At 68.7% G+C, this 26,890-nt stretch carries 28 protein-coding genes; 7 read left to right on the top strand and 21 right to left on the bottom strand.

Annotation, left to right across the window (positions count from 1 at the left end; all coding sequences use genetic code 11):
- Window positions 1-252: 252 nt before the first annotated feature.
- From cofG to typA, 7 genes are all read right to left on the bottom strand, one after another.
- Window positions 253-1,494, bottom strand: a complete 1,242-nt coding sequence (gene cofG, locus ACPXCG_RS09525) for a 7,8-didemethyl-8-hydroxy-5-deazariboflavin synthase CofG (protein ID WP_425791394.1) — start codon at window positions 1,492-1,494, stop codon at window positions 253-255.
- On the bottom strand, window positions 1,491-2,999 hold the full coding sequence (locus tag ACPXCG_RS09520) for a flavin-containing monooxygenase (RefSeq protein WP_425791392.1): 1,509 nt from the start codon (window positions 2,997-2,999) through the stop codon (window positions 1,491-1,493). Before ACPXCG_RS09520 ends, cofG begins: the two co-directional genes overlap by 4 nt.
- The gene (locus ACPXCG_RS09515; protein ID WP_425791390.1) at window positions 2,996-4,120 is read right to left on the bottom strand and encodes an FO synthase; all 1,125 of its coding nucleotides are present in this window, start codon (window positions 4,118-4,120) and stop codon (window positions 2,996-2,998) included. The genes ACPXCG_RS09520 and ACPXCG_RS09515 overlap by 4 nt, the downstream gene beginning before the upstream one ends.
- Window positions 4,121-4,196: 76 nt before the next feature.
- The gene (locus ACPXCG_RS09510; RefSeq protein WP_425791388.1) at window positions 4,197-4,571 is read right to left on the bottom strand and encodes a facilitated glucose transporter; all 375 of its coding nucleotides are present in this window, start codon (window positions 4,569-4,571) and stop codon (window positions 4,197-4,199) included.
- Window positions 4,571-5,458 carry an N-acetyl-1-D-myo-inositol-2-amino-2-deoxy-alpha-D-glucopyranoside deacetylase gene (mshB, locus tag ACPXCG_RS09505; RefSeq protein ID WP_425791386.1) on the bottom strand — a complete coding sequence of 296 codons (888 nt, stop codon included), beginning with the start codon at window positions 5,456-5,458 and terminating at the stop codon, window positions 4,571-4,573. The genes ACPXCG_RS09510 and mshB overlap by 1 nt, the downstream gene beginning before the upstream one ends.
- On the bottom strand, window positions 5,455-7,353 hold the full coding sequence (locus ACPXCG_RS09500) for an ABC transporter family substrate-binding protein (RefSeq protein ID WP_425792092.1): 1,899 nt from the start codon (window positions 7,351-7,353) through the stop codon (window positions 5,455-5,457). The genes mshB and ACPXCG_RS09500 overlap by 4 nt, the downstream gene beginning before the upstream one ends.
- A gap of 86 nt (window positions 7,354-7,439) precedes the next feature.
- The gene (gene typA / locus ACPXCG_RS09495; protein ID WP_425791384.1) at window positions 7,440-9,350 is read right to left on the bottom strand and encodes a translational GTPase TypA; all 1,911 of its coding nucleotides are present in this window, start codon (window positions 9,348-9,350) and stop codon (window positions 7,440-7,442) included.
- 229 nt (window positions 9,351-9,579) lie between these two features.
- Between typA and ACPXCG_RS09490 the strand changes: the two genes are divergently transcribed.
- Complete coding sequence (locus ACPXCG_RS09490) at window positions 9,580-9,756, top strand: hypothetical protein (protein WP_425791382.1); 177 nt, start codon at window positions 9,580-9,582, stop codon at window positions 9,754-9,756.
- A gap of 22 nt (window positions 9,757-9,778) precedes the next feature.
- Here the strand turns inward: ACPXCG_RS09490 and ACPXCG_RS09485 are convergent, their stop codons facing one another.
- The 5 genes from ACPXCG_RS09485 to ACPXCG_RS09465 are packed head-to-tail and all read right to left on the bottom strand — an operon-like array spanning window position 9,779 to window position 14,654.
- Window positions 9,779-10,645 (bottom strand): EamA family transporter, encoded by an 867-nt coding sequence (locus ACPXCG_RS09485; RefSeq protein WP_425792091.1) that lies wholly within the window; start codon window positions 10,643-10,645, stop codon window positions 9,779-9,781.
- Entirely contained in the window at window positions 10,645-11,067 is a 423-nt protein-coding gene (locus tag ACPXCG_RS09480) for a (deoxy)nucleoside triphosphate pyrophosphohydrolase (protein ID WP_425791381.1), read from the bottom strand. Before ACPXCG_RS09480 ends, ACPXCG_RS09485 begins: the two co-directional genes overlap by 1 nt.
- Window positions 11,064-12,080 (bottom strand): ABC transporter ATP-binding protein, encoded by a 1,017-nt coding sequence (locus ACPXCG_RS09475; protein ID WP_425791379.1) that lies wholly within the window; start codon window positions 12,078-12,080, stop codon window positions 11,064-11,066. Before ACPXCG_RS09475 ends, ACPXCG_RS09480 begins: the two co-directional genes overlap by 4 nt.
- Window position 12,081: 1 nt before the next feature.
- Window positions 12,082-13,722 carry an ABC transporter permease gene (locus ACPXCG_RS09470; protein WP_425791377.1) on the bottom strand — a complete coding sequence of 547 codons (1,641 nt, stop codon included), beginning with the start codon at window positions 13,720-13,722 and terminating at the stop codon, window positions 12,082-12,084.
- On the bottom strand, window positions 13,686-14,654 hold the full coding sequence (locus ACPXCG_RS09465) for a thiamine ABC transporter substrate-binding protein (protein ID WP_425792090.1): 969 nt from the start codon (window positions 14,652-14,654) through the stop codon (window positions 13,686-13,688). The genes ACPXCG_RS09470 and ACPXCG_RS09465 overlap by 37 nt, the downstream gene beginning before the upstream one ends.
- Before the next feature lie 388 nt (window positions 14,655-15,042).
- Between ACPXCG_RS09465 and ACPXCG_RS09460 the strand changes: the two genes are divergently transcribed.
- The 4 genes from ACPXCG_RS09460 to ACPXCG_RS09445 all read left to right on the top strand — a co-directional run bounded on the left by ACPXCG_RS09460 (window position 15,043) and on the right by ACPXCG_RS09445 (window position 18,956).
- On the top strand, window positions 15,043-15,870 hold the full coding sequence (locus ACPXCG_RS09460; RefSeq protein WP_425791375.1) for a hypothetical protein: 828 nt from the start codon (window positions 15,043-15,045) through the stop codon (window positions 15,868-15,870).
- A gap of 274 nt (window positions 15,871-16,144) precedes the next feature.
- On the top strand, window positions 16,145-17,002 hold the full coding sequence (locus tag ACPXCG_RS09455; protein ID WP_425791373.1) for a hypothetical protein: 858 nt from the start codon (window positions 16,145-16,147) through the stop codon (window positions 17,000-17,002).
- A 41-nt stretch (window positions 17,003-17,043) separates the two neighbouring features.
- Window positions 17,044-18,258, top strand: a complete 1,215-nt coding sequence (locus tag ACPXCG_RS09450) for a lipase family protein (protein ID WP_425791371.1) — start codon at window positions 17,044-17,046, stop codon at window positions 18,256-18,258.
- Between the two features lie 38 nt (window positions 18,259-18,296).
- Window positions 18,297-18,956 (top strand): lysoplasmalogenase family protein, encoded by a 660-nt coding sequence (locus ACPXCG_RS09445; RefSeq protein ID WP_425792089.1) that lies wholly within the window; start codon window positions 18,297-18,299, stop codon window positions 18,954-18,956.
- Between the two features lie 16 nt (window positions 18,957-18,972).
- Here the strand turns inward: ACPXCG_RS09445 and ACPXCG_RS09440 are convergent, their stop codons facing one another.
- Window positions 18,973-20,463 (bottom strand): sugar porter family MFS transporter, encoded by a 1,491-nt coding sequence (locus ACPXCG_RS09440; RefSeq protein WP_425791369.1) that lies wholly within the window; start codon window positions 20,461-20,463, stop codon window positions 18,973-18,975.
- Window positions 20,464-20,610: 147 nt separating this feature from the next.
- A complete protein-coding gene (locus ACPXCG_RS09435) occupies window positions 20,611-21,129 on the bottom strand; it encodes a hypothetical protein (RefSeq protein WP_425791367.1) in 519 nt (172 codons plus the stop codon).
- Between the two features lie 32 nt (window positions 21,130-21,161).
- Here ACPXCG_RS09435 and ACPXCG_RS09430 point away from each other — a divergent pair, with 32 nt between their 5' ends.
- Together ACPXCG_RS09430 and ACPXCG_RS09425 are read left to right on the top strand one after the other, a co-directional pair.
- The gene (locus ACPXCG_RS09430) at window positions 21,162-21,734 is read left to right on the top strand and encodes an HhH-GPD-type base excision DNA repair protein (RefSeq protein ID WP_425791365.1); all 573 of its coding nucleotides are present in this window, start codon (window positions 21,162-21,164) and stop codon (window positions 21,732-21,734) included.
- A 90-nt stretch (window positions 21,735-21,824) separates the two neighbouring features.
- Entirely contained in the window at window positions 21,825-22,769 is a 945-nt protein-coding gene (locus tag ACPXCG_RS09425) for a hypothetical protein (protein ID WP_425791364.1), read from the top strand.
- On the opposite strand, the gene ACPXCG_RS09420 is transcribed toward ACPXCG_RS09425, so the two are convergent.
- The 7 genes from ACPXCG_RS09420 to ACPXCG_RS09390 are packed head-to-tail and all read right to left on the bottom strand — an operon-like array spanning window position 22,721 to window position 26,741.
- On the bottom strand, window positions 22,721-24,064 hold the full coding sequence (locus ACPXCG_RS09420; RefSeq protein WP_425792088.1) for a WS/DGAT domain-containing protein: 1,344 nt from the start codon (window positions 24,062-24,064) through the stop codon (window positions 22,721-22,723). The genes ACPXCG_RS09425 and ACPXCG_RS09420 overlap by 49 nt on opposite strands.
- A gap of 44 nt (window positions 24,065-24,108) precedes the next feature.
- Complete coding sequence (locus tag ACPXCG_RS09415; protein WP_425791362.1) at window positions 24,109-24,666, bottom strand: hypothetical protein; 558 nt, start codon at window positions 24,664-24,666, stop codon at window positions 24,109-24,111.
- Window positions 24,663-25,259: a DUF6286 domain-containing protein gene (locus tag ACPXCG_RS09410; protein ID WP_425791360.1), complete on the bottom strand. Its 597-nt coding sequence runs from the start codon at window positions 25,257-25,259 to the stop codon at window positions 24,663-24,665. The genes ACPXCG_RS09415 and ACPXCG_RS09410 overlap by 4 nt, the downstream gene beginning before the upstream one ends.
- Window positions 25,256-25,711 (bottom strand): Asp23/Gls24 family envelope stress response protein, encoded by a 456-nt coding sequence (locus tag ACPXCG_RS09405; RefSeq protein ID WP_425791358.1) that lies wholly within the window; start codon window positions 25,709-25,711, stop codon window positions 25,256-25,258. Before ACPXCG_RS09405 ends, ACPXCG_RS09410 begins: the two co-directional genes overlap by 4 nt.
- A complete protein-coding gene (locus ACPXCG_RS09400; RefSeq protein ID WP_425791356.1) occupies window positions 25,704-25,886 on the bottom strand; it encodes a DUF2273 domain-containing protein in 183 nt (60 codons plus the stop codon). The genes ACPXCG_RS09405 and ACPXCG_RS09400 overlap by 8 nt, the downstream gene beginning before the upstream one ends.
- A gap of 13 nt (window positions 25,887-25,899) precedes the next feature.
- Complete coding sequence (locus ACPXCG_RS09395) at window positions 25,900-26,238, bottom strand: hypothetical protein (RefSeq protein WP_425791354.1); 339 nt, start codon at window positions 26,236-26,238, stop codon at window positions 25,900-25,902.
- The gene (locus ACPXCG_RS09390; RefSeq protein WP_425791352.1) at window positions 26,238-26,741 is read right to left on the bottom strand and encodes an Asp23/Gls24 family envelope stress response protein; all 504 of its coding nucleotides are present in this window, start codon (window positions 26,739-26,741) and stop codon (window positions 26,238-26,240) included. Before ACPXCG_RS09390 ends, ACPXCG_RS09395 begins: the two co-directional genes overlap by 1 nt.
- Window positions 26,742-26,890: the final 149 nt, after the last annotated feature.

The following is a 26,890-nucleotide window of genomic DNA, read 5'->3' as shown; positions in this document are numbered from 1 at the left end:
CACCTCGCCGATCGTGCGCAGTTTCGCGCCGACTGTGCGCATCGCTGCGTCGACCGGGTACAGAACTGCGCCGATCGGGTACGGAATCGCGCCGATCGTGCGCGGACCACAGAACAGACCGTCTCCCGACGACCTCGTCGTGCACGATCGATGGGATTGTGCGCACGATCGGCGGGACGGAGGATCGGCGGGACGGAGGACCGGCGGGACGGAGGGCCGGCGGGACGGAGGATCGGCGGGACGGAGGGCCGGTCAGGCGACGGCGGGCCAGGGAAGGCCACGGGGGGTCACCTCGGCGGCGAGACCTGTGGCGGGGTCGGCGACGGCGGCGACGTGCTCGGCGAGGGACGGGTCGATCCAGCCGTCACCGAGAACATACGCCGGCTGAGCGGTGATGCGTTCGGTGAGCGCATGCCCCGCCGCGGCGGTGATCTCCGCCAGCACTTCGAGATTCGGCCACGGACGCTCGGGATTGACGTGATCGGGGGTCAACGGCGACACCCCGCCCCAGTCGTCGATGCCCGACGCGATCAGGGCGGCGCACTCCTCCGACGACACCAGATTCGGCGGTGCCTGGACGCGCATCCCCGGCCCCAGCACGATCCTCGCCACCGCGACCGCGGCGAGGAACTCGGTCATCGCCGCGTCGGGTGTACCCCGCATCGCGGTGTCGGGCTTGGCCCGGAAGTTCTGCACGATCACTTCCTGGATGTGACCGTGGGACCGATGGATGTCGGCCATCGCGAGGATCGATTCGGCACGCTCGGTGAGAGTTTCGCCGATACCGACCAGGATGCCGGTGGTGAACGGGACGCGGACGGCACCGGCGTCGCGCAGCACCTGCAGGCGCACAAGGGGGTCCTTGTCCGGACTCCCGTAATGCGGCTGACCCTTCTCGGTGAACAGACGGCGCGACGTGGTCTCGAGCATCATCCCCATCGACGGCGCGACCGGCCGTAGCCGACGCATCTCCTCGACGCTCATGACACCGGGATTCAGGTGCGGCAACAGCCCGGTGTCCTCGAGGACCGCCACCGCCGCGGCACGCACATAATCCAGCGTCGAGGTGTACCCACGCGCGGCGAGCCATTCACCCGCCTGTGACCAGCGCTCCTCGGGACGATCACCGAGAGTGAACAACGCCTCCTTGCAACCGAGTTCGGCGCCCTTGCGTGCGATGTCGACGACCTCGTCGAGGTCGAGGTACATCCCGTGTCCCTCGCGGGCCAGTTTGCCGGGCACCGTGACGAACGTGCAGTAATGGCAGCGATCACGACAGAGTCGGGTCAGTGGGATGAACACCTTGCGCGAGTAAGTGATCTGACGTTCACGGCCCATCGCCGCGAGGCCCGCATCGCGAATCCGGCCCGCGATCCCCTGCAGCTCGAGCAGGTCGTCGCCGGAGCACGCCAGCAGGGTCGTCGCTTGTTCGAGGTCGATCGGCCCTCCGGATCGCGCCGCTGCCAAGGCGGTCGAGGTTCCCGCGTCGGTCATCGTGGCAGACCTCCTCTGTCGTGGGTTCGGGTTTCGATCAGATACGGCTGCGGGTCGAAGGTGCCGTTACGTTCCCGGAACGACACCGCGGTCCCCGGCCACAGCAGTGTGAGGCGCCCACTCCTCGGGTCCACGTACCAACTCTCGCAGCCGGTCAACCACACCGTGGCCGCGCTGCGCTCGTCGATCTCCCGGGTGTACTCCGCCTCAGCCTGCGCGCTGACCTCCAGCGAACGACTTTCGTTGTGCGCCAAGAAGTCCATCGCGCCCACCACGTAGTCGAGCTGGGTCTCGATCATGAAGATCGCGGAGTTGTGCCCGAGTGCTGCGTTCGGGCCGTCGAGGACGAACATGTTCGGGAAGCCGCTGACCGTGGTGGAGGCGTAGGAGACCATGCCATCGGACCAGTGGTCGGCGAGTACCCGGTCGCCGCGTCCGCGGATACGCGTCGCGGCGGGCGGTCTGGTCGCCTCGAACCCGGTGGCCATCACCAGAACATCCAGGTCGTAGGTGTTGCCACTGACCGCACGCGCCTTGCACTCGAAGACCGAATCCAGCGCACTCGACTCGAACACCACGTTCGGACGCTCCAGGGCCGGATAGAAGTCGTCGCTCAGCAGTATTCGCTTGCAACCGATCTCGTACTCGGGCGTGAGCTCGGCCCGCAACGACGGACTGCCGATCTGGCGGTCCAGATGTCCGCGCGCGCGGTCGCGGATGGCATCGATGTCGGGATGGAGGCCGAGGCGCTGCCGAAAAGCCTTGTCGGCGTCGTGGAGCAGTCGTTCGCGCAGGGCCTGCGCATTCTCCGGTATTTGCAGCTCGGCTCGTTCCGCATCCGAGAGTCGACGATCCTCACGCGGGACCACATAGGGAGGCGTGCGCGAGAACACCACCAGTTCTTCGGCACTCTCGGCAAGGTGCGGGATCACCTGGACCGCCGATGCGCCGGTGCCGACCACTCCGATCCGCTCTCCCCCGGAGAGCAGATCCTCGCGCCAGGATGCAGTGTGAACGACTGTGCCGGTGAATGATTCGAGACCGTCGACATCGGGAAGGTGCGGCTCGGACAGCCGACCGACGGCCATCACCAGCACCCGGGCACGGATCGGTCCCGACTCGGTGGCCAGCGACCAGTACGCGCCATCGTCATCCCACCGGGCTTGCCGCAGTTCGCAACCGAGGCGAATGTGCGGTGCGAGCCCCTCGTCGTCGACGGTGCGCTGAAGATACCGCTGGATGTCGGCACCGCGCGGATACAACGTCGCCCAGTCGGTCGGTGGACGGAATGAGAACGAGTACAGGTGTGCCGGGATGTCACAGGCGATCCCGGGATAGGTGTTGTCGCGCCACGTGCCACCGACCGCGTCGGCACGCTCGAGAACCACGAAGGATTCCGTTGCGCGTCTTGCCAACTGCGTCGCCATGCCGATCCCGGCAAATCCGGCACCCACGATCGCGACGTCCACCGCGGTGGGCGTGGTGGCGGTGCCAGGGGTGGTCATGGACGCACCTGCGGGATGGACACGAGACGGTCGGCCGGCGGTTCGGTATGGGCGGTGGTGCGTTGACGCGGTGCCCGGCCGACTCGTGCCGCGATGTCGACGAGTTCGTCGACGTCGAGGACCCGGCCGGCCTCCTGACCCGCCGCCGGCATCAGCTCGCCGTCCAGCAGGAGGCCACCGATGTCGTCGACGCCGCCACGCAGGACCTGCTCCACCACGTCGCGGTCGAGTTTCGTCCACGCCACCTGGAGATGGTCGAAGTGGCCGAGTGTGAGCAGCCGCGCGACAGCATGGACCGCACGGGTCTCACGTTCGGATACGCCGGCAGTCGCGATCCCGGACAGATGCGGTCCGGCATTCTCGGGCAGCATGGGCATGACGATCAATTCGCTGAAACCGGCGGTACGGCTCTGGATCTCGGTGAGCAGACGAAGGTGCGCAACTTGATGCCGAGGCGTCTCGACATGGCCGTAGAGCATGGTCGCGGTGGAGAACAGACCGACCCCGTGCGCTGCCTCGATGACCTCGATCCAGTCCCCCACCGCCGGTGCGCGACCACCCGCGAGACGGGACCGGACCTCGTCGTCGAGGATCTGCGCGGCGGTGCCGGGCACCGAGCCGAGGCCCGCGTCGCGGGCGGCCCGCAGGAAATCGGCGATCGGCACGCCCATCCGGTCCGCCGCGTCGCGTACCTCGGGCGGGCGGAACGCATGCAGGTGCAAATCCGGCGCCGCACCATGGATTCGTTCGACGAGACGCAGATACTCGTCGGCCGGGGCGTCGGCGGGAACCGGCCCCTGCACACAGATCTCCGTGGCCCCGAGCCGCCATGCTTCGTCGACCAACGCCTCCACGGCCGGTACATCGTCGCGTCCGGCGGCGACCACAGAGGTGTCGAGGTTGCGATTGACCACGAAGGTCACCGTGCCGGGATCGGTCACCTCGCGACGCGCGGAGTCGGCGAGCGCACACAGCGCCTCGAGTTCCGGCCCCGACGCGCCGAGCAGGGCGACCCACTCGTCGTCGGTCAGCGACGCCGGATCGTCGGCGACGTGACGCAATGCTTCCCGGGCTTCGTCCACCGCGGCGTGCGCGTCCCGAGCCCACTCCCGCAGGACCATTCCCTCACTGTAACCGCACGCGGCTCGAGCCCGACGCCGCGTCGATCCGGGCTCCGCTACACCCCTTCTGAAGTGGTCAGACGTCATCTGGTGTGGGCAACCGCCCCGACCACGCGACGACCGCCGGCAGGCCCGCCCCGATGACGAGCAGCGCCAGGGTCGGCAGCATCAGCACCCCGTCCGGGAGCAGCTCGACATCGCCACCCGGACCGGGCAGCGCACCGATCACCAGGGCGAGGAGCCACGCCAGCAACGGAAAATAGCGCACCGGACCGTCGGTGTAGGTCGAGGCGAGCCAGAGCAGGACGGCGTTCACGATGCCTGCGAGCACCGCGGCCACCGGGATGGCAATGCCACCGAATCGCAGATATGCGAACGTCACGGACATCACGCCGACCACGAACCCGTCGACGACGAGGAAGGCCAGCAGGATCCGGTCGGACCACCGCATCAGACGACCCCGGCGAAGAGATCGATCTCACGGCCCGGTCCCAGGCCGTCACCGGCGTCGCCGGCCGTCCGCACGAAGTGCTCACAGTCGAGGATGGGCTGCACGATGTTGTTGGACAGTGCGTACTCGGTGCCGGACCCGGCTACGGTCACCTGCGTGGCATGTGCCGCCAACGCCGCCGCCTTCAGGTGCAACTGCGGCCGGACGTCGATCTCGGTGGTGATCGTCTCGTCCGGATAACTCGGCAGCTCACCGGCTTCGGGCATACGCCAGGCGTCCGGGACGCGACCGGATGCCCCGGTGAGGCCGGCCGCGAGCGCGGACCGTTCGGTCACCGACTCGTACACCTTCAGGTTCGTGCCGCCGAGTCGCTCGACGACCTGCGGCACTGCCGCGACCGTTGTCGCGTGGACCAATTTGTGGTCGGGGTGACCGTAGGTGCCCGCATCGTCATAGGTCACGATCACCTGCGGCGCGAAATCCACGATCTCGGCGACGAGTGCGGCCACCAGATCGTCGAACGGCGCCCGGACGAGGGCGCGCGGATGGTCGGCAGACGGCGTCCCGGCCATCCCCGAGTCACGCCAGCGCCCGGCGCCGCCGAGGAACCGTGGACGCAACGGTGCGCGACCCGCCGGGGTGAGCGCGGCAAGCGCCCGGGTGAGTTCGAGGATGCGGTAACCGCCGAGTTGGTCGGCGCCCCCGTCGGCGGCCAACTGCGACCACTCCTCGCCGATGACCTCGCCCTCCTCGCCGAGGGTGAAGGTCAGGACGCGCACGTCGACGCCCTCGGCGAGATAGCGGGCGATGGTGCCGCCGGTCATGATCGATTCGTCGTCGGGATGCGCGTGCAACAGCAACAGCCGCCGATCCGCGGGTGCCGTCACGGCAGCTCCCACGACACCGCGTCGCCGTAGATCCCCACCTGGATCGGCCCCGACAGCGGCACGTTCTTGACCTGACCGGTCCGACCCACGAGGGTGCTGTCCTGATAGAGCGGCAGGTACACCGCCTGCGCGGCCAGAAGCGGCTCGGCCTCGGTCAGTTGCGGGATGGGGTCGGCCGCCGACAGTGCGCCGCGCGCCAGGGCGATCAGCGGCGGGTCGCACACGCCCGAGATGTTGCTGGCATAGCTGTCGCCGGGGCCCGCACCGGTCTGTCCGGGGGCCACACTGGTCGGCGTCGGCGGCGTCGAGAGCGACGGCGCGGTGCCCGGCTTCGGCTGATCGCAGTCGACCTGCGACGCCAGCGATGCGGCCGGCGGCACCCCGAGTCCGGTCCAGCCGACGACCAGGTCCACCCGGGCGTTGGTCAGGGCGACGCCGTACAGCTCGTTGTTGGGCAGGGCCACCACCGACGCTCTCACTCCGTGGCCGCGCAGCTGATCGACGATGTTGGACGCCGCGGACGTGGATCGTGGGTCACCGCTGATCGCACCGACCCGCACGGCGAGGTCCTGGCCGTCCTTGCGGTAGGGCGCGACACCCTCCGGCAGCCGTGGGGTGTCGGGGTTCGCGCCGGAGGCCTGAGATGAGCTCGGCGCAGCGGCACTCGACGGCGACGAACTCTGCGAGGACGGGCTCGCCCCCGAGGTGCTCGGGGTGCCGGTGGTCGGGGTGGCGGTGTTCGAGGTGGCGCTGTCTGCCTCGGCGCGTTGATAGCCCGCGTCGCCCAGCAGACCGGTGATCTCGCCCGCCGACGGCCGGGCCCGGTCGACCGGGAAGTAGCCCCGGTCCGTCGGGGCGAAGACGGTGTTGGCGTATGGCGTCACGATGTCGTCGCCCGCACCGGCCAGCGAGACCAGACCCGGATCGACCATGCCGAGGATCGCCTGGCGCACCTGCAACGAACGCATCGTCGACGTCCGGGCGTTCACGCCGATGGACAAGGCCCGCGACGTCGGATTGCGTTGGGTCTGCACGCCGGGCACCGCGGCGAGTTCGGCGGTGGTCGCCGGGCCGGTGCTGAGGTTGACGATCGACGAATCACCTGATCGCACGGTCTCGACCATCTGCGACGCCGTGCCGGCCCGACGCAGCACCACCTGATCCAACGACGGCGGCTTCATCCAGTAGCGGTCGTTGCGGACCAGGCGCACCTCGTCGCGGGTCTGGTCGATGGACACGACCGAATACGGGCCGGCCGAGACGGGCTTCCCGCTGTCCATCCCGGTCTGGAACCCCGCGGGCGCGCCGCGCAGGACGTGACTCGGCAGCAGGTCGGTGAAGAGTTCACGCCACGCCGGGTACGGCCGCGCGAATGTCACGGCCACCTCCTTGCCGCCGGCGCGCGACTGCACGGAGTCGATCAGGCGATAGCCGGCCGGCGCCACGACATTGGGTTGCCGCGACATCTGCTGCCAGAGGTACGAGAAATCGTCACCGGTCACCGGGAGGCCATCGGACCACTGCGCGTCGGTCTGGATGTGATAGGTGACGGTGAAGGGCTGGGTCGAGGTGACATCGGCCGAGGTGATCAGCGCGTCCTGGCGCTGCCAGACGACGCCGGCCGGCGTGTTGACCGGCTGGAACGCGCTCGGCAATGTCATCGCGGCGATCGCCGTCGTGACCGAACCCTGATCGGCACCGAGGTGCGGGTTGAACCCGCCGCCCACGGAGTCGGTCGCGATGTAGACCGTCTTCTCGGTCGGATACTCGGTCGGGGTCGCCGGCGGCGCCGTCTCGCGTACCGGTGGCGGCGGATTGGCCGAACAGGCCGCACCCACCAGCACAACGGCCGCGAGCAGCGCAGGCAATCGGCTGTGACGACGGGTGGCGCGCACCGACGATCTCAGCTGCCAACGACTCACCAGCACTACCCCCACGTCATGGGTGCCCGGCGCACATCGTCCGGGCACTCGGCCTTGCCTTATCCCGCCGCCTGATCGCGCGACTTCGCCCGTGAGCGTTCGCGGGCGCGAGTGGACGCGTCGAGGTGAACCTTACGCACCCGGGTCACCTCGGGCGTCACCTCCACACACTCATCGGCGGCGCAGAACTCCATCGCGCCCTCGAGGTCGAGTTGCATCGGCTTGGCCAGCGTCTCCATCACGTCGGCCGATGACTGACGCATGTTGGTCAGCTTCTTCTCGCGGGTGACGTTGATGTCGAGATCCTCGGCGCGCGGATTGATCCCGACGACCATGCCCTCGTAGGTGTCGGCACCCGGCTCCACGAAGAACGTCCCTCGATCGGCGAGCTGGATCATCGCGAACGGCGTGACGCTACCGGTGCGGTCGCTGACCAGGGACCCGGTGTGCCGGGCCCGGATCTCGCCTGCCCAGGAGTCGTAGCCGTCGAACACCGCGTTGGCGATGCCGGTGCCGCGGGTTTCGGTGAGGAAGTCGGTGCGGAAGCCGATCAGGCCGCGCGACGGGACGATGAACTCCATCCGGACCCACCCGGTGCCGTGGTTGTTCATCTGCTCCATGCGGCCCTTGCGCGCGGCGAGCAACTGGGTGACTGCACCGAGGTACTCCTCGGGGACATCGATGGTCAGGTGCTCGAACGGCTCCTGCACCTTGCCGTCGACCTTGCGGGTGACCACCTGCGGCTTGCCGACGGTGAGCTCGAAACCCTCACGACGCATCTGCTCGACGAGGATGGCCAGCGCCAGCTCGCCGCGGCCCTGCACCTCCCAGGCATCCGGACGGCCGATGTCGAGGACCCGCAACGACACGTTGCCGACCAGCTCGGAATCGAGACGCGACTTGACCATCCGTGCGGTCAGCTTGTGACCTGACACGCGGCCCGCCAGCGGCGAGGAGTTGGTGCCGACGGTGACCGAGATGGCCGGCTCGTCGACGGTGATCCGCGGCAGCGGCTCCGGGTTCTCGAGGTCGGCAAGGGTGTCGCCGATCATGATCTCCGGCATGCCGGCGACCGCGACGATGTCGCCGGCGTCCGCCGACTCGGCGGGCGCCCGGTCGACACCGATGGTGGCGAGCAGCTCGGTGATCTTGGCCCGCTCGATCACGGGTTCGCCATCGACCTCTCGGCACCACGAGATCTGCTGCCCCTTGCGCAGCGTCCCGTTGTGGATGCGCACGAGTGCGAGGCGACCCAGGAACGCCGAGGCGTCGAGGTTGGTGACGTGGGCCTGCAACGGGGCGTCGGGGTTGCCCTTGGGCGGTGGCACGTGGTCGAGAAGCACGTCGAAGAACGGGTCGAGGTTCTCCCCGGCCGGCACCTCGCCGTCAGCGGGCTTCACGGTGCTGGCGATGCCCGCACGCCCAGAGGCGTAGAGGATCGGCAGGTCGAGAACGAGTTCGGCGGCCGCAGCGGCCTCGTCGTCGAGGTCGGAGGCGAGGTCGAGCAGCAGGTCCTGCGTCTCGTCGACGACCTCCTGGATTCGGGCGTCGGGGCGGTCGGTCTTGTTCACCAGAACGATGACCGGCAGCGATGCGGCCAGCGCCTTGCGTAGCACGAAACGCGTCTGTGGCAACGGCCCCTCGGAGGCGTCGACGAGCAGCACCACGCCGTCGACCATGGACAGGCCGCGCTCGACCTCGCCGCCGAAGTCGGCGTGGCCGGGGGTGTCGATGACGTTGATGACGACCTCGGTGCCGTCGGGCTGGCGACGGTGGACCGCGGTGTTCTTGGCGAGGATGGTGATGCCCTTCTCGCGTTCGAGGTCACCGGAATCCATCACGCGGTCGACGAGCTCGGCGCGTTCGCCGAAGACGCCGGACTGGCGCAGCATCGCATCGACCAGGGTGGTCTTGCCGTGGTCGACGTGCGCGACGATCGCGACGTTGCGGAATTTGTGGACAGCGCTCACTGAGCTCTCTTTCACTGCGTTCGTACTCGAGGTCTGGGCTTGTGGGGTCGATATGTCCCGCTCGCTCACTCCCGGCGCGGCGGGCGACGGGGAAGCGCGGCGGCATGGCCGGCCGGTACCCGGCGATCGCCAGCGGACAGGTCAACCTGTACAGGGTATCGGTCGACCGCCTGAGACGGTGATCACATCACGCGGACAGTCCGAAGTTAGGGCATGCTAACGTCCCGACATGGGCAAGGTGAAGCCGGCAGAAGTGTGCGATCTCAAGGCCAAGAAGAAGTGTTGCCGGAAGTCCACGCGGTGTGTCCGCTGTCCCGTGGTGATCCACCGGATGCGCAAGCTCGACTATTCACAGATGTCCAAGAAACAGCTGGGCAAGGCACTCAAGAAGGCCCGCGCCGCCTGATCCGGCCTGCGCACCACGCGCCTCACGCCGTCGGCGGCGACTCCTCCTCCGCGGCCGACCGGACCGCGACCGCGGCGGCCACCGCGATGATGCCGACGGCCTCCACCGGTGTCGGGATCTGGTGCAGCACCACCACCCCGACGATCGAGGCGGCCACCGGCAGCAGGGCCAGCAGGATGGCGAACCGGGCACGGCCCACCTGCCGCAACACCACCTGGTCGAGCGCGTAGGGAATGGCGGTCGACGCGAGCCCGAGACCGAGTCCGAGCAGCAACAACCGTGCAGTCGGCGCGTCGTCGGCGAACGCCGGGCCGAGGAACAGCGCGAGTGGCGACGTGACGACCGCGGCGACGACGAAACCGGTCGCCAGATCCTCCATGCCGCGGCCGCGTTGTGCGACCCGCTTGCCCAACACGATGTAACCCGCCCAGCAGGCCGCGGCCACCAGCGCCAGCAGCACCCCGACCGCGGTGCCCTCCCATCGGACGTCGGCGATCAGCACCACCCCGATCACGGCGAGTCCCAGTGCGAGCACGTCGCGGCGCGTACGTGAACCGAGCGCCGCGACCGCGACCGGGCCCAGGAATTCGAGTGCGACCGTGGTGCCCAGCGGCAGACGGTCCAGCGCCTCGTAGAAGGCGATGTTCATCGCGGCCGTGATGAGCCCGAAGCCGGCGGCCAGCACGAGACGCGACGGCCGCCAGGCAGCCCGTCCGGGACGCACCCACACCACCAGGATGAGCGCCGCGCCGGCGATGCGCAGCCAGGCGACGGCGCCGGGTGGCAGCGTGTCGAAGAGGTCGACGGCGATCGCCGCACCCAGGTACATCGAGACCGCGCCCACGATCATGAGCGCCGGGGCGGTCAGCCGGGTCCCCGACCCGTGCATCATTCGAGTACGGCGAGGAGTTCGGGCACCCAGGCGGTGTCCGCTGGCACCAACTGATCGTCGTGGGTCAGCGCACTCAGGGCGACCGCATCCACCCAGCGCAGCGCCCGATGTTCGGCCGGGTGTGGGGTGCCGGCGACGATGTGCGCCCACCTTGCCACCAGCGTGAGACCGGCCGGCAGATCCACTGTTTCGCGCAGGACGCCGCCCACCGCGACCTCGACCCCGAGTTCTTCCATCAGTTCGCGGCGCAGGGCGGTCTCGGCGCTCTCCCCCGGCTCCGTCTTACCGCCGGGCAACTCCCACCGCCCGGCGACCTCGACGGGGTACCGCCGCTGGGCGAGCAGCACGCGACGACGACCCGCATCCAGGATCGCCCCCGCGACCACCAGCCGGCGGCCGTCGTCCACCCACGCGCTCACGATCCGATCACCGCGACCCGCTCCGCGACGATCCGCAGGCCCACCCGATCTCCCACCGCGGCCCGCTCGGAGGTCACCGCATCGACCTCGCCGACGTCGGTGACCACACGCACTCGACGGCCGGCGGGCAGATCGGCGACCGTCGCGACCACACCGACCACGTCGTCGTCCGAACCGGCCCGGACCGCACGCATCGACTCCGCCCGCAGCCCCAGGCGTCGGTGCCCGTCGGGAACGGCGAGGCCGACGGGCCCGAGCTCTGTCTGCGCGGACGCGCCGGCGAACTCCGCCTCGATCACGGTCGTCACCCCCAGGAACCGGGCGGTCCACTCGTCGACGGGACTGCTCCAGAGATGTTCGGGCACATCGGTCTGCACCAGTTCACCCTCGCGCATCACCGAGATCGTGTCGGCCATCAACGCGGCCTCGTTGTGATCGTGGGTCACCACGATGGTTGGCGTGGCCGCGTCGCGGACGATCTCGGCGATCTCGATGGCCAGCTGATCCCGGAGCAGCCGATCGAGGGCTGCGAGAGGCTCGTCGAGCAACAGCAGCCGCGGTCGCGGCGCCAGCGACCGTGCGAGTGCGACGCGCTGGGCCTGACCACCGGACAGTTCGTCGACACCGCGGTCGGCGAAATCGGGCAACCGCACCAGATCCAGCATCTCCGCCACGCGGGCCCGGATCGTGGCCCGCGACCAGCGTCGCATCCGCAACCCGTAGGCAATGTTGGACGCGACCGTTCGGCCCGGGAACAACTGTCCGTCCTGGAACACCACCCCGAAGTCACGACGGTGCGCCGGCAACTCGGACAGGTCGCCACCGTCGAACCGAATTCGCCCGTGGCTCAACGGTTCCAGACCCGCAACCGCGCGGATCAGGGTCGACTTCCCGCAGCCCGACGGGCCGAGCAGCGCGGTCACCACCGAACCCGTCGTGCCCACCGTCCAACTCAGGCCGTCCAACACCACGGTCGGTCCGTACCGGACCCCGACATTCTCGATCTGCAGCATGTCAGAGCAGCGCTCCCGTCCTGGGCCGCAGCGCTTCGACCACGACGACCGCCAGTGTCGTGACCGCGACGAGCAGCATCGAGGCCGCCATCGCCGTCGCCAAGTTGTCGGCGCCGGGCCGATTCAGCGCCGATCCGATCAGCACCGGCAGCGTGGTCGTGTCCGCGCGGGCCAGGAAACTCGTGGCCCCGAACTCGCCGAGCGCCATCACGAATGCGAAACCGCCTGCCGCACAGAGCGCGCGACCGATGAGCGGGAGGTCGACGGTGAGGAACACCCGCAACGGCCCGGCACCCAGGGTCGCCGCCGCCTCCCGGAGCCTGCCGGGCACCGAGGACAGTGCGGGCAGCGCGATCCGCACCACCACCGGGATGGCGATCAGGGCCTGCACGCACGGGATCACCAGCGCCGACGACGCGACCTCGGTGGGCAGTGACGCCAGCACGATGAGGTATCCGAAACCCAGCGTCACCGCGCTGACGCCCAGGGGAATCGTCGCGACGACGTTGCCGGTCGCCGCCCACACGCCATGAGATCGATGCATCGCGACTGCGGCGAGCAGTCCGACCACCAGCGCGATCGCCATCGCCAACGCCGCTGTGACCAGCGAGTACCGCAAGGTGTCGAGGGGGGTGACCCCGTTGACCGACTCCGTCAGGGACCGGTATCCGTCGAGTGTCCAGGCGCCGTCGGCGCCGGGGCGCACCGAACGGAGCGCGAGAACCGCGATCGGCCCCACCAGGACCACCACGGTCCACGCGAGCGCCGCCAGAACGGGCAACCATCCCGTGCCGTGTGGCCGGAATCGCGTCTCCCTCGGGCGGGCACCCGTAGCCGATCCGGCGGGGTCGGTGAACACGCGGGTCAACAGCAGCGCCGCGACCACCACGACGATCTGCACCATGGAGAGTGCCACCGCCTCCGGGATCCGGAAGTAGCCGATCGCCTGGGTGTAGATCTCGGTCTCCAACGTCCGGATCTCGCCGTTGCCGAGGACCACGATCACGCCGAAGCTGGTGGAGCAGAACAGGAACACCAGTGCCGCCGCCGCGCCGACGGCCGGCATCAAGCGGGGCGCGACAACGGTCAGGAAGGCGCGGATACGTCCCGCCCCCAGGGTCTGCGCCGCCTCGGCCTGTCGTGGGTCCAGTGATCGCCATGCCGCGCCGACGACCCGTGCGACGACCGCGACGTTGAGGAACGCGTGGGCCAGCAGGATCGGCCACAATCCGGAGCCGATGTGCGCGAACGCGAGCGGTCCGTCGAGCAGCGCCCGGAACGCGACCCCGACGACGACCGTGGGAAGCACGAAGGGCACCGTCACGATCACCATCAGCAGTGCCGATCCCGGGATGCGCACCCGGGCGACCAGCCACACCATCGGCGCCGCCACCACGAGGGCCAGCACGGTGGACGCGGCGGCCTGCCACAGGGTGAAGCCAAGCAGATTCAGTGCGTGCGTGCGGCGCAGGAGCTCACCGACGCCGACGTCGGATCCGGTGTCGACAGCCCGCCGGACGAGTGCGCCCAGCGGCCAGATGAACAGGATCAGGATGAACGCCGCCGGCACGACCCGCAGGGCGAGTCCGCCCAGTCGGCCCGCGGTCACCGCCCGACGGCCTCGCGCCACTGCTCGAGCCACTTCTCACGATTCTGCGCGATGTAGGCGGGCGGTAGGCTCACCGTCCACGGCGGCACGGGGGCCCGCTGTTGCCAGCCGTCCGGGAGCGGCGTGCCCTTCTGGACGGGATAGACATACATCGCCGACGGCAGCGCGGCCTGGACATCCGGGCCGAGCATGAAGTCGACCAGTTTCCGTGCGCCCGAGGGGTTCTTGGTGCCCTTGAGGACGCCGATGTACTCGACCTGCCGGAAGCAGCTGTCGAGCAACGCCGAGGTGCCGGGGGTGGCGGCAGGTGACGACGCGTAGGACAACACGATCGGTTTGTCGCCCTTGCCCTCGCCCGCACTGAACTTCTGGTTGTAGGCGATCTCCCAGCCCGACACGATGCTCGCGCCGCCCGCGGTCACCGTCTTCCAGTAGTCCTGCCATCCGTTCGCGAAGGCCCCGATGGTGCTGAGCAGAAACGACATCCCCGGTGACGAGGTCCCCGGATCGAGCAGCACCGACTCCGACGCGTATTTCAGATCGCGGAGGTCGCGAAGACTCTTCGGCGGTTCCTGCCCTCGAGCCGAGTACCAGGATTCGTCGACGTTGAGGCAGACATCGCCGCGGTCGACGGCAGTCAGCTCGTTGTTCGAATCCGGGATGGCGAAGTCGGCTGCGCCGTTGGCCGCGAGAGGTGAAGCGTAGGGCTCGAGCGCCCCCGCCTGGATCGGCCGGGAGGCAAAGGTGTTGTCGATGCCGAAGACGGCGTCCGCCTTGGGCGACCCCGGCGTCAGCGACACGGTCGACGCCAGCTGACCTGCGTCACCGGACTTCACCACCTTGAGGGTCAGTCCGGTCTCCCGGCGGAAGGCGTCGAACACCGAGTCGGGCAGCGAGAACGAGTCGTGCGTCAGCAGCGTGACCTCGGCACCCTGTTCGGCGTCGTCTCCGCACGCGGCCAGCATGGTTGCGGTGACCGCCGCCACGACCGCCAGGGTGATGGTTCGCAACGCCCCGACGTGGCGGCGCGCATCGGTCGCGATGCCTCGGGCATCCTTCGCGCGTCGTCTCCCCACATACTCGATCTAACCAGGTGCATCTCGCCGGCACGACCGGTGGCCGACGAGGTCACATGAGTAACAATTGAATCAATAATCACAGGAGTCACACCGACCGGCGTTAGGCTCCCTGGACAGTGCCCGCCACCGGGGCGTGCATAGAATGACGCGCGACGCCATTCCGGCGTCCGAGTCACTGACAGCGGAGTGTGTGACCTGCACCGGCGCACACCGACGACCGATTGGACCGGAAACAGTGCGTTTGCCTGTACTCCAGAGCCTGCGTTCCCACCGCATGAACCGACCATCGACCAGCACGGTCCGCCGGGTCGCGGTCGCCGCGATGAGCGTCGCCGCCGCGACCTCACTGGCCATGCCCGCGGTCGCGCAGGCCGCGCCCAAGGCGCCGTCGGCCCCGAAGGTCGACCAGCGCACGCTCGATTCGATGAGCGCGTTCGCGCCGGCGATCATCGGCGCGGTCACCACGAAGGGCCCGGACGGCAAGATCAACCCGCAGCTGATCAGCCAGGCAAAGGCCCTCGCCGCGACGCCGGGCCTGCCGCCGCGCGCGAAGGACATCTGGCAGGACGTGATCGACTTCCTCGGTGAGCCCGGACGAGCCGCGCTGGTCCGTCAGCACAAGGCCGCCGAGCACAAGCCCGGCGATCCGGAGATCCCCCAGGGCCCGGGCGCTCCGAAGATCCAGGAGTTCCTCTATCCGACCATCGGCATCGGCTGCATGCCGAACGCCAGCCTGACCTCGGGCAACTCACTGGGCCGCGCCCTGATGACCGCCGGACCTCAGCAGGCACCGGCACCGGGACCGAAGAAGGGCCAGGCCGGCTACGTCTACACCAGCCTCGGTACCGGTCCCGCGATCAACAGCTCCGCACGCAAGCTCTGGGTGACCTGGCTGAACATCGACACCGGCCGCTCAGGACAGGTGCAGCTCAAGCGCAACCCGAAGATCAACGCGACCGACGGACCGGGCACCTTCACGGGGGTCGTGCCGACCGGCAAGGGCCGGATCGTGTCGACGATCTACGGCGACGTGACGACCAAGACCAAGGGGAAGGTCATCTCCTGCGGGATCGTCCCCACGATCGGCATCGGCATCGTCTGATCCGTTCCGACTCGATGACACCCCCGGTCCTTGCGACCGGGGGTGTCATCATTTGTGCCGGATTCCGGCTGTGACCCGCACCACAGTCGCGTGACCTGCGCAGACCAATCAGGTGATTCCTCGGTTGCCTATCGGTCGCGACGATGTCACAAGACGGCTTCACGACTTGAATATTCGACACTCTTCGTGCTCTCTTTTAACTTGAGCAACACCTGTCACACCCGTAACAGGCCTTCGTCGGGCGGGTGTATCGGTCGATGAAGGAGAGAACATCATGGTCGCCACGTCGAAGCGCGCTGCGGGCACTCGTCGCTTGTCGTTCCGTCTGCGCGCAGGCGTCCTCGGTGTTGCCGCCGCGGCCGCCACCGCGCTGTGTGCGCCGGCCCTGGTGGCATCCGGGACCGCGAACGCCGAACCTCTCGTCGGCGACAACACGATGACCCTCCCGGCGATCCCCTTCGACAGCGAACTCGCCGCAGCCGTCCGGATGCTCCGCGACGCCGGTGTGGACCGCATGGCACTCGAGGCCGCGCAGGCCATCATGACCAGCGTCGGCCAGATGTCGACGGAACAGGTCGCGGCGCGGGCCGCGGGCGTCCCCGTCGCGGATCGGGGCGCGGCCGTACCCGTCGCGGCCGATCCCATGGCGCTCCTGCACAACCTGGGCATCCAGCCGCTGAGCCCATCGGTGGCGCCGTTCTGCACCGATCCGACCGCCGACAACCCGCTCGGCCTCGTCACCGCAGGCGCCGGGGCGGTCGCAGGCCCGTGGCCGTTGGCGCATGAACCCCTCGCGCCGCTCCAGCAACTCTTCGGCATCACGCTGCCCAAGCTCAACCTCGTCGACAACGGTCAGACCGCCTACGCGTTCGTCCCGTCCACCACGGCCGGCGGGACCAGCGGTGCGATGCAGGTCGCATGGTTCAACACCTCCACTCTGCAAGGCGGTTTCGCCGATCTCAAGCCGATCTCCGACGCGCCCATCCTCAAGGCCCTGCCGGTGCTGTCCGGTGTTCGTCTCGCACCGGTCGAGACCGGTAAGGGGACGGTTCTGTCAGCTGTGTACGGCACCGCCCAGAACGGCAACCGCACCTGCTACTTCTTGCCCGCGGTCGGCGTGATCGACGCCTGAGCCACCAACCGACCCGAGCCCACAACGAAACCCTGACCACGATGCCCAATCGCATATCCGCACCGACCGGCTCGCACGCACGCGAGCCCGGACAGCCGATCCGCCGCGGACCGGCCGTCCGATCGGTGCTGCCGAGAATGATCACGTCACTGATGGCCGCCACAGTGATCGGAGTTGTCGCACAAGCTGTCCCGGCCCACGCCGCACCGGGCGGCTCGGCGCCCGGCACGGTCTTCACCAATCGCGACCTGCCCGCCAGGAGCCTGGCCAGGGGGGCCGGTTCCGGCGACTCCTTCACCTACTGGACCACCGGCACCGACCGCGCCCCGCGGTTGTCCACCAGTATCGTGCAGGTCCCGGACGGCCGGGCCCCCAAGGGCGGATGGCCCATCGTCGTATGGGCGCACGGCAGTCGCGGCATCGCCGACCAGTGCGCTCCGTCGAACCAGCCCACCCAGGCCGACCGGGACGAGATGGGACGCTGGCTCGACCGCGGTTACGCGGTCGTGGTGCCCGACTACGCCGGACTCGGCACCAAGGGCACTCCCGAGTACTTCGACACCGACACCACTGCGAGCAACATCGTCGACGCGGTTCGCGCAAGCCGAGACGTCGCCTCGGGGCTGGCGCGGCGTTGGGCCGTGGTCGGCGAGGGGCAGGGCGCCGGAGCCGCGATCGAGCTCGCCCGGCAGGCAACCCGTATCCAGGGACCGACCCTGGATTATCGCGGTTCGGCGGCCTCCTCGATCCCTGTCGAATTCGACACCCTGATCGGCAGCCTCGGACCGTCGACCACCTCGATGCCGAACGGCGTCGCGGCCGACGTCCTCTTCACCCTCAGCGCGATCCGCAACGCCCAGCCGGCGGTGCGACTCGATCCGTACCTGACCGACGCCGGGATCGGCTGGCTCGACCGTGCCGCCCGGGACTGCGCCGACGACCTCACCCGTGAGTTCGCCGGTCAGACGCTGGGTTCGTTGTTCCGTACTCCGCTGTCGGAGAACCGTGAACTGATCGAAGCCGTCTCGCGCACCCACATGATCCCCATCAAGGGATTCACCCGCCCCGTGATGATGACGCAGAGCCTGTTCGATCAGAATGTCATCGTGCCCCTCTCCCTCCGATATCTGAACGACGCCCGGGCGGCGGATCGCCGGGTCACCGCTCGCACGTATCTCGCGGTCAACCAGCAACAGTCCGATGCCTTGTCCGACAACGACATCCGGTGGTTCGTGTCCCGGCTGGCGAATCGGTGAGCCGGGCGCGAGTCCGGTCCCGGCAACTCGCGCAGAGGATGGGTCCGGCGATCCCGTATCTGTCGGTCAGCGCAGCGGCGACGATTGCCGGCGCGCTGCACCGGCGGCGGGCCGCGGAGATCACCAAACCCCTGCCACTCCTCGTCCTCGCAGCCCACTCGTTGCGCGGAACACGACGGCGCAACGGCATCGACAACGCGCTTCTCGCAGGCGCGCTGGCACTCTCGGCGGCCGGCGACCGGGCCATGTTGCTCGAGGAGTTCACCGACGAGCCGTCGGACAAGGACCGTCGACTCCAGATCGGCGCGTCACTGTTCGCCGGCGCCCAGTTGTGTCTGACCGGCATCATGTGGCGCCGGGGCGCGCGACCACGACCGGCCGGCGTGCTCCTTCGGACCGCGATCCTGGCCGAGTCGGCAACGGTGATGGCGCTGCGTCGACCACGACTGCTCCCGGTACTGGGCGGCTACGGCAACACCCTGGCGCTGATGTCGTCGACGGCCGGGGCGAGCCATCGGCCACAGCCCCGGCTTCGCAACGGCGGCTGGCTGTTTCTCGCGTCCGACCTCACGATCATCAACCGGCGTCACCTGATCCGCGACGAACGCCTGGCGGCGATGGCCGAGGCCTGGGTCCTCGCAAGCTATTTCGCAGCGCAGTGGCTGCTCGTCACGAGCCTGTCCGAACCCGACGGGTGACCGCCGGATTCGGCGGTCAATGGGACTGGTGCGGACCCTTCGCCGACCGGACCGCCTCGAACTCCGACAATCGTGTGGCCGCCACGCCATCCATGTCCTCGAGTTCCAGCCCCTTGGTCTCCTGCACCTTCGCTCGGACGTAGAAGAACGACGCGGCGGCACAGAAGGCGAAGAAGCCATAGACCCAACCGAGCCCGAGAACCTTGCTGACCTGCGGGAACAGCATCGAGATGGTGAAATTGGCTACCCAGTTCGCGGCCGTGCAGACACCAAGGGCCACACCGCGGATGCGGTTGGGGAACATCTCGCCGAGCATCACCCACATGACCGGGCCCCAGGTGGCGGCGAAGAACACCACGAACAGATTGGCACCGATCAGGGCGATGACACCCCACGTGTCGGACAGCGTCACATCGGCAACGCCGTCGGTGACCGTCGTCGTCGCCTGGGTGAAGGCGACACACGCCATGACCAGTCCGACGAACATGCCGACGGAACCGATGAGCAGCAGGATGCGGCGCCCGATCCGATCCACGAACAGGATCGCGACAAAGGTCATGCCCACGTTGATCGCCGACGTGATGACCGACGTGGTGAACGCCTGATCGGTGTCGAATCCGACCGACTTCCACAGGGTCGTCGAGTAGTAGAAGATCGCGTTGATGCCGACGAACTGCTGGAAGATCGCGATCCAGATACCCACCCACACCAGTGGGTGCAAACCGAACGAGGGCCCGCGGATATCGGCCAGGGATGTGCGCGCCTCGCGTTTCACCGTGATCTTGATTTCCCGGACCCGCTCGAGCGGATTCGGCTCGCCGGTCACCTCCTGCAGGATGCGTGCCGCCTCCTCGTCGCGGTTGCGGCCCACGAGGTATCGCGGCGACTCCGGGATCAGCAGCGCGAGCAGACCGTAGATCACGGCCGGCACCACGCCGACGAGGAACATCCAGCGCCATGCCTCGAGACCCCACCACAGAACGTTCAGGGGATCGCCTGCGGCGTCTTGGAGCAGCGTGTCGGAGAGCAAGGCGGCGAAGATGCCCAGCGTGATCGCCAACTGCTGCATGGATGCGAGGGCGCCCCGATAGCGGGCCGGCGCGATCTCGGAGATGTACGCCGGTGCGATCACCGACGCGATACCGATGCCGATTCCGCCGAGCACCCGCCACAGCAGTAGATCCCAGACAGTCTGCGTGTATGCGGTCCCGATCGCCGAGGCCACGAAGAGTGCCGAACCGAGCAGCATCACGCGCTTGCGGCCCCAGATGTCGGCCAGACGTCCCGCGAACCACGCACCGAGCGCACAGCCGAGGAGGGCGATGGCAACTGCGAACCCGGTGAAGAGCGCCCCGAGACCGAAGGTGTCCTGGATCGAGTCGACCGCACCGTTGACGACCGAACTGTCGAAACCGAACAGGAATCCGCCGACCGCCGCGGCCACTGTGACGCCGATGACCTTGGCCGTGTGCTGCTCGGCGATCTCCTGATGATGCTCTTGCGACATATGCCGTGTCCTCATCGTCGAGTCCCACCGAATGACCGGCGGAGGTATGCGATTGCCAGGCTACTAGCCGAAACGCCGTGTTCCGCGGGATTTCCGCGCAGTGCGTGGGGTCAAGATTCGGTATCGGAAGCCGGAAGAGTCCAACGGTCAGGCCGACGCCCGGCCTCCGCATCCCGAGTTCCGTGCGTTGACCATGGGGACGAATGCCATCAGCCCCACCTTCTGGTGGATCCTGAACACCACCGGACCGCGGCCGGGGTGGAGGTCCACCTGCCAGGTCACCACGCGGGCACGGCTCGGCACGGTCACCGATCCGGTCCGGCCGCTCGCGAGATTGCGCCAGTCGACCCGGGTCTCGACGGTGTAGTCGAGGAGCGGCGACGGCTGTGCCCGATTGGATGCGATCAGCGATATGGCCGGCCCCGGCAGCCCGTCCGCCGGGAACGGGATGCCGTTGAACACATCGACGCGGACCGGGATCGGCGCGCCGGGCAACGGATTGGGACTGTCGCACCGCAGCGTGGTGACGAGGTTCGGTTCGGTGTACTCGGGGATCGCCTGCGCCGCTCCGGCCCCCGCGGTGACCGCGCATGCCGACACCAGTGCGGCGGCGACGCCGATGGCTCGCCGCCCGGCCGACCGATATCCCCTCCCACCGAACCCCATGGGGCGAGTCTAGGGGTAACTAAGATGGGTCCATGGCGAATCTCCAGATTGCCCAGGAACCGGCCGCCGACGCGTTGCTCTCCACCGACGCATTCGCGTTGCTGACCGGGATGTTGCTCGACCAGCAGTTCCCGATGGAGCGGGCCTTCGCAGGTCCGGCCAAGATCCGGGACCGTTTCGGCACGATGGATCCGGGCGCCATCGCCGCCGCCGAACCCGATTCCTTCGCCGATCTGTGTGCGACACCGCCTGCCATCCACCGCTACGGCCGGTCGATGGCCGGGCGTGTCCAAGGCTTGGCCCGGGTGGTCGTCGACGAGTACGGCGGTGACACCGAACGGATCTGGACAGAGGCATCGTCGGGTGCCGATCTGTTCGCGCGTGTGCGCGCACTTCCCGGTTTCGGGGATCAGAAGGCCAAGATCTTCACCGCTCTGTTGGCCAAACAGCTCGGGGTGAAGCCCGCGGGGTGGACAAAGGTGGTGGGCGACTACGGCAAGACGGGCTACCGGTCGGTCGCCGACGTCACCGATCCGGAGTCTCTGCAGAAGGTTCGCGACTTCAAGAAGGCGGCCAAAGCGGCCAAGGCCGCACAACAGGCGTGAGGGCGCACCGGGGTGACGGCTGACGTCCCCGGTGACGCGGGCGGCATAGCGATGCTGTGCCGCAGGCCACCGGTGTCCTAGGGTCAGCACATGGACTCGAACAGCGTCGACACCCGCAGTGTCGTCGAACTGCCGTTTCGCCTCGGTTTCGCGGTCACCGGAGTGGTGCTGACCGCCGCCGAATCGGCGGTCGCCATCGCACGCATCACCGCGAGCAGCGTTCAGCACGAGGTGAATGTCGCGCTCGGCCTCTCCGGTGACGAAGTCGGCAGCGCCCGCACCCCCATCGCCCTCCTGAACCAGCTCGCCGAGTTGCTCGGCCCGGACCGGCCCTTCGGCCGGATTCTGGCCGCGGGCGGCCCGCTCGAACGTCTCCTCAACCCGGACGGCGTGATCGACCGCCTGACCGCTCCCGACGGCCTCCTCGAGAAGCTGACGACCAGCGGCGGGCTATTGGACCAGATGGCCGAGGACGGCGGCATCCTGGTGCGCCTCACCGCAAAGGACGGCCCGCTCGACCGGCTCACCCGAGCGGGTGGCGTGGTCGATCAGTTCACCGAGAGCGAGGGCATCCTCGAGCGCCTCACCTCCGAGGGCGGCATCGTCGACAAGCTCACCTCCCCGGACGGCGTCCTGGAGAAGGTGACCGTGTCGGGAGGTGTCCTGGACCGGATGGCCGAGGACGGCGGATTGCTCGATCAACTCGTCGGAGAGAACGGAGCGGTGGAGCGGGCCATCGCACCCGACGGCCCGCTGGACCGGATCACCGAGCTGACCGAGGTGATCGGACAACTCGCCCCCAATCTGCTCGCCATGCAGGACACGGTGCACGAGCTCGCCGAGACCGTCGACCTGCTCAATCAGACGGTGGCGCCGCTCGGCGGGCTCGCCGACCGGTTGCCGAAAAGGCTCACCCGCGGTGCCAAGGGTGGTTCCGGACATTCGTCGGGCGCGCCATCGGTCACCGACGGTTCCGAACGCAACGGCTATCCGCGGTCGGGCTCCGGCGAATCGGGTGGCCCGGCCGAATCCTGAGGACCGTCGATCGTGCCGACACGCGCCAACGCTGCGGCAAGCAGATCGACGTAGCGTTCCACGTCGGGCATGACCGCCGGGCTCGTGGTCACCGAGATCGCGATCGCGTCCCCGATACCATGGACTCCGTGGGTGAGCCCCTGCGCCGGCGACAAGGCAGGGAATCCGGTGGTGAACAGGACCGGCCCACCGCCGAGGGTGAGGTCGGCGGCGCCACGGTACACCGACGACACCACGGTCACGCCGGTGACTCTCTCCGGCGGGGTATCCGCGTCGAACAGCCTTGTCCCCCAGTGCGCGAGGATGGCCGGCGCAGCATCCGACGCCCGCCTCTCGGCCACCCGGGCGGGTTCATCGTCGGCATCGGCGGCGCGAGCGATCTCGTCCGCGATGCATCGTGCACGCCCAGCCGGGTCGGCCATCTCGAGGTGGAGGTCGATCCCGGCATTGCGAAAGTTGTTACGCGCCTTCGCCTGACGGCCGCGCCCGATGGTCAGTTCGGCACCTATCGGGTCGGCGGCTACGCCCAGGTACTCCCCGAGCGCGATCGAGATGACCGTCAGCGCACCGACGGTCACGGTGTGGTCGGCGGGCAACATGGTCCGGTCCCCCACGATCACCCGTAAACTCCGCTGCGCGCCCGGAGGTCTGTTGAGCGCCGTCAGCGCATATCCGGGCCTCTCCGACGGCGGGCGGTCGCCGACCGCGCGGAAGGCTTCGAGACCGCGCCACAGCATCCGGCCGACCCGGACGGGTGTCGCGAGCGCTCCCCGGGCGGCCGCAGCCGGCCCGGCGAGGATGGATGGGAGCCCGTCCGCCGGAGCGCCGGCGGCCGCACGCAGGTCGTGCTCGCCGAACAGGTCACGGGCGATCTGCGAGGTGCGGCGGCCGTCACCGAGCGAGTGGGTGATCTGGAGTACCGCGACCACGCCGGGGCCTCGTGGTGTGTCCGCGATCGGACCGAGAAGATGTAGCCGCCAACAGGTCCGGGAGGCGACGAGTTGGTCGGCGGTCAGCTCCCCGACGCGGTCGAGGCATTGCGACCAGGCGTCGATGCCGGTATGAACGACGACCTGATCGGCTGTCACCGGCCGATGCACCCAAAGGGGATGGTCCAGCGACAACGGGACGTCGCACACCCGAAGACCCAGATCCGCCACGCCGCCCGCCCGACGGCGCAATCGCTCAGCGAGATCGGCCATCGAAACCTGCTGATCGGCAAAGCAATACAGCAGGAACTGATCGTTGGGGATCGCGGCCGACAGCCAGTACGTGCGGGAGTCGGCGGGCTCCATCCGTGTCACCCGACCACGGTAACAAGTCGCCCCGAGACGCCCGATCAGGTCGCCCGCGGCTCCAGGTGTACAAGCGCCTGAACGTGGATGTCGGCTCCGTCCAGCGCCTCTCGGATGTCCTCGACGGCCCCGCCCACCGAGCCCGCGATCTCGGCATAGCTGTGCGTCGGCGTCGCGGTCACCGTCAGCCGGATGATCTTGCGACCGCGATCGTCCGTCGCCTTCGCCACCACGCGGTCAACCCTGGGGTCCGATGCCAGCTCGTCGGCAACGGCGCCGGCGATCAGTTTCGGCGCCACGGTCAGAGTGCCGCTCTGGTCGGAGCCCTCGAGGACGAGGTCATCGACCTTCCCGGGCCGGATCGTCGCCGCGATCAGTCGCCAGCCCCAGATCACCGCGATCAGGGCCACCCCGATCAGGACAACCGGCCACCACCCGGTGTCCGCGAGCCGCGCCACCCATCCCTGGTCGATCTGCTCGATCCGGTCTCGCACGGGGACGACATCCGTGCGCCACAGAATGGCACCGAGCCCCACCACGAGGAACAGCAGGCCGAACAGTCCCACGGTCAGTCGATGCCACGCGGCGGGTCCGCGATTCATGCCCGATCACCGCTCCGTCGGCCGACCGGCTTCACCGTCGCACGCAACGGCGCATCGATGCCCGCCAGCACGTCGCCGACGACACGATCGATGTCCTCGAGGTCTGCCGCACCGGTCACGGTGACCCGGACCTTCACGGTTCGACGGCCGACCACCGTCGTCGCATGGTCGACGCCGGGGAGGCCGGATACCGCGGTACTGCACCGGCGGGCGAGGTCACCACGGCGGGTCCACATGACCTCATAACCCTTGAGACTCAGGTGCGTCCGGCGGCGTGGTTTCCCGGCGAGCCAGATCATCGCGGCACCGATCACGATCAAGGCGACGGCCACCGGCCACATCCAGTTCGACCAACGGAGGTCGGCCACCCGGACCGCCACGTCACGCGTCCATTCCGAACCCGACAACCAGCCGATGTGGACCAGCAGATCGCGGATGGCCATCGCCACGACGCCCAGCAGCAGCAGACCGATCACACAGCCGACGATCGCGGCGGCCGGATTGGCAGCCGGCGCAAAGACCTTGGCGTCATGGGTGTCTGCCGTCCTGGCCGCGGTTGACCGGTCGGCACCGGCGGTCGTGGAGGCGGTCATGACCGGACCTCCCCGTGGTCGGGGCCGGCTTCCGGTGCAGGCGTCGGCAGCTCGACGAAACCGGGGCCCGGGCGGTCGGTGGTGAGGGCCGGTCCCGACAACACCGCCGCGACCGTCACATCCACCCGCGCGGGCCGCACACCGGTCAGTCTGGCCAGTTCATCGGCGGTGGCACCGCGGACCTCCCGGCAGACCTCGGTCAACCGGCACGGCCATCGGACGGCGATGGTCAGGCGAACCCACGGCGCGGTCATCGACATGTCGATCGCCGCCTGCGGGTAGTCGCCGCCTGCAACGGCTCGCCCCGGGGTGGCGCCGGACAGCATCGAACCGAGCGAGGTCTGATGGCGGACCACTCCGTCGACGTCGAGAGCGGCACGCACAGCGATCTTCTCACCGACGCGATCGGCGATGCTGAGCGAGCCGGGATCGGTGGCGATCGTCTCAGCCACGGTTACGACTCCGCAGCAGCGCGCCCAGATCCACCACCCCGTCGCGCTGCAGCCCGATCGCCAGGCCGACCGCACCGAGGACCAGTGCGAGCACGAAGCCGCCGAATCCGCCCGTGGTCGCCGCTATGGCGAGGAGCAGACCGGCGATCAGACCGATTGTCGCGTTGTTGGTCATGTGCTTTCCATCCTCAATCGTCTGTGGTGGATCCCGCGGCGGAGTCCGCTCCGATGCGGTCGATCTGAACACTGATGTCCTCGACGGTGACGGTGACCGGGAGGCCGGTGAGCTCCTCGACGCGCTCGCGGACCCCATCGGCGACACCCCGGAGGTCGTGGTCCATGTCGACGACGACATGGACGTGCACAGAATGGTCGCCGACGACCACCCCGCTCACGCGGCCGCCGGGCAGGTAGGTGGCGATCTCGCCGAACACTCCGCCGTACAGACCGGTGACGCCGGGGACGGCGGTCACCGCGTCGGCGACCTCCCTGACCCTCGTCGAAGCGGTGGTCACGGCGTCGGACATCACTGCACGCGCGGTTCCTCGTCGACGGATTCGTCGTCGTCGCCGAAGTGGATGTCGTGGACGGTGACGTTCACCTCGGTCACCTCGAGGCCCGTCATCTGCTCGATGGCCGCAATGACGTTGCGGCGGATGGCTGCGGCCAGCTGATGGATGGCGACCCCGTAATCGGCGACGATCGACACGTCGACCGCGGCCTGGAGTTCACCGACCTCCACGTTGATGCCCTGAGTGGTGCTCGTGGTCGTTCCCGGGAGTACGTCGCGCACTTTCCCCACGACGCGCTCGGTCGCGCCGCCGACGTCGTGCACGCCGTCGATCTCGCGGGTCGCGATCCCGGCGATCTTGGCCACCACGATGTCGGAAATGGCAGTCTTGCCCCGTTCGCCGACCAGTGATGAGTCGTTCTTGGCCAGCGCCAGGCTCTTGCCGGACGGTCCCGACGCGACACCCGTCGATACGGATTCGGCGGTGGCGGCCTGCGGACGATCGGTCGTATCCGACATACGATCTCCTTCACTCTTCTGAACAGATCCTTGCGACCCGTGTATAGAGTCAGTCGCAGTGGACACCGAAAGTGCACGCATGGATTCGGGTGACGCCGATCACACCGCCGCAGCGACGGCACGCGGGGTGAACGGCGGGGACGTCACGG

The sequence above is a fragment of the Gordonia sp. DT218 genome, assembly GCF_049847105.1.
In the GTDB taxonomy this organism is placed as follows: Bacteria; Actinomycetota; Actinomycetes; order Mycobacteriales; family Mycobacteriaceae; genus Gordonia.
This window is presented reverse-complemented; position numbering and strand designations above follow the sequence as displayed.

Bases quoted from the DNA above. Each gene is read 5' to 3' on its own strand.
- cofG (WP_425791394.1), bottom strand. From the start codon at position 1,494: ATGACCGACGCGGGAACCTCGACCGCCTTGGCAGCGGCGCGATCCGGA.
- ACPXCG_RS09520 (WP_425791392.1), bottom strand. From the start codon at position 2,999: ATGACCACCCCTGGCACCGCCACCACGCCCACCGCGGTGGACGTCGCG.
- ACPXCG_RS09515 (WP_425791390.1), bottom strand. From the start codon at position 4,120: ATGGTCCTGCGGGAGTGGGCTCGGGACGCGCACGCCGCGGTGGACGAA.
- ACPXCG_RS09510 (WP_425791388.1), bottom strand. From the start codon at position 4,571: ATGCGGTGGTCCGACCGGATCCTGCTGGCCTTCCTCGTCGTCGACGGG.
- ACPXCG_RS09490 (WP_425791382.1), top strand. From the start codon at position 9,580: ATGGGCAAGGTGAAGCCGGCAGAAGTGTGCGATCTCAAGGCCAAGAAG.
- ACPXCG_RS09485 (WP_425792091.1), bottom strand. From the start codon at position 10,645: ATGCACGGGTCGGGGACCCGGCTGACCGCCCCGGCGCTCATGATCGTG.
- ACPXCG_RS09475 (WP_425791379.1), bottom strand. From the start codon at position 12,080: ATGCTGCAGATCGAGAATGTCGGGGTCCGGTACGGACCGACCGTGGTG.
- ACPXCG_RS09465 (WP_425792090.1), bottom strand. From the start codon at position 14,654: ATGCTGGCCGCGTGCGGAGACGACGCCGAACAGGGTGCCGAGGTCACG.
- ACPXCG_RS09460 (WP_425791375.1), top strand. From the start codon at position 15,043: ATGAACCGACCATCGACCAGCACGGTCCGCCGGGTCGCGGTCGCCGCG.
- ACPXCG_RS09455 (WP_425791373.1), top strand. From the start codon at position 16,145: ATGGTCGCCACGTCGAAGCGCGCTGCGGGCACTCGTCGCTTGTCGTTC.
- ACPXCG_RS09450 (WP_425791371.1), top strand. From the start codon at position 17,044: ATGCCCAATCGCATATCCGCACCGACCGGCTCGCACGCACGCGAGCCC.
- ACPXCG_RS09445 (WP_425792089.1), top strand. From the start codon at position 18,297: ATGGGTCCGGCGATCCCGTATCTGTCGGTCAGCGCAGCGGCGACGATT.
- ACPXCG_RS09440 (WP_425791369.1), bottom strand. From the start codon at position 20,463: ATGTCGCAAGAGCATCATCAGGAGATCGCCGAGCAGCACACGGCCAAG.
- ACPXCG_RS09435 (WP_425791367.1), bottom strand. From the start codon at position 21,129: ATGGGGTTCGGTGGGAGGGGATATCGGTCGGCCGGGCGGCGAGCCATC.
- ACPXCG_RS09430 (WP_425791365.1), top strand. From the start codon at position 21,162: ATGGCGAATCTCCAGATTGCCCAGGAACCGGCCGCCGACGCGTTGCTC.
- ACPXCG_RS09425 (WP_425791364.1), top strand. From the start codon at position 21,825: ATGGACTCGAACAGCGTCGACACCCGCAGTGTCGTCGAACTGCCGTTT.
- ACPXCG_RS09420 (WP_425792088.1), bottom strand. From the start codon at position 24,064: ATGGAGCCCGCCGACTCCCGCACGTACTGGCTGTCGGCCGCGATCCCC.
- ACPXCG_RS09415 (WP_425791362.1), bottom strand. From the start codon at position 24,666: ATGAATCGCGGACCCGCCGCGTGGCATCGACTGACCGTGGGACTGTTC.
- ACPXCG_RS09410 (WP_425791360.1), bottom strand. From the start codon at position 25,259: ATGACCGCCTCCACGACCGCCGGTGCCGACCGGTCAACCGCGGCCAGG.
- ACPXCG_RS09400 (WP_425791356.1), bottom strand. From the start codon at position 25,886: ATGACCAACAACGCGACAATCGGTCTGATCGCCGGTCTGCTCCTCGCC.
- ACPXCG_RS09395 (WP_425791354.1), bottom strand. From the start codon at position 26,238: ATGTCCGACGCCGTGACCACCGCTTCGACGAGGGTCAGGGAGGTCGCC.
- ACPXCG_RS09390 (WP_425791352.1), bottom strand. From the start codon at position 26,741: ATGTCGGATACGACCGATCGTCCGCAGGCCGCCACCGCCGAATCCGTA.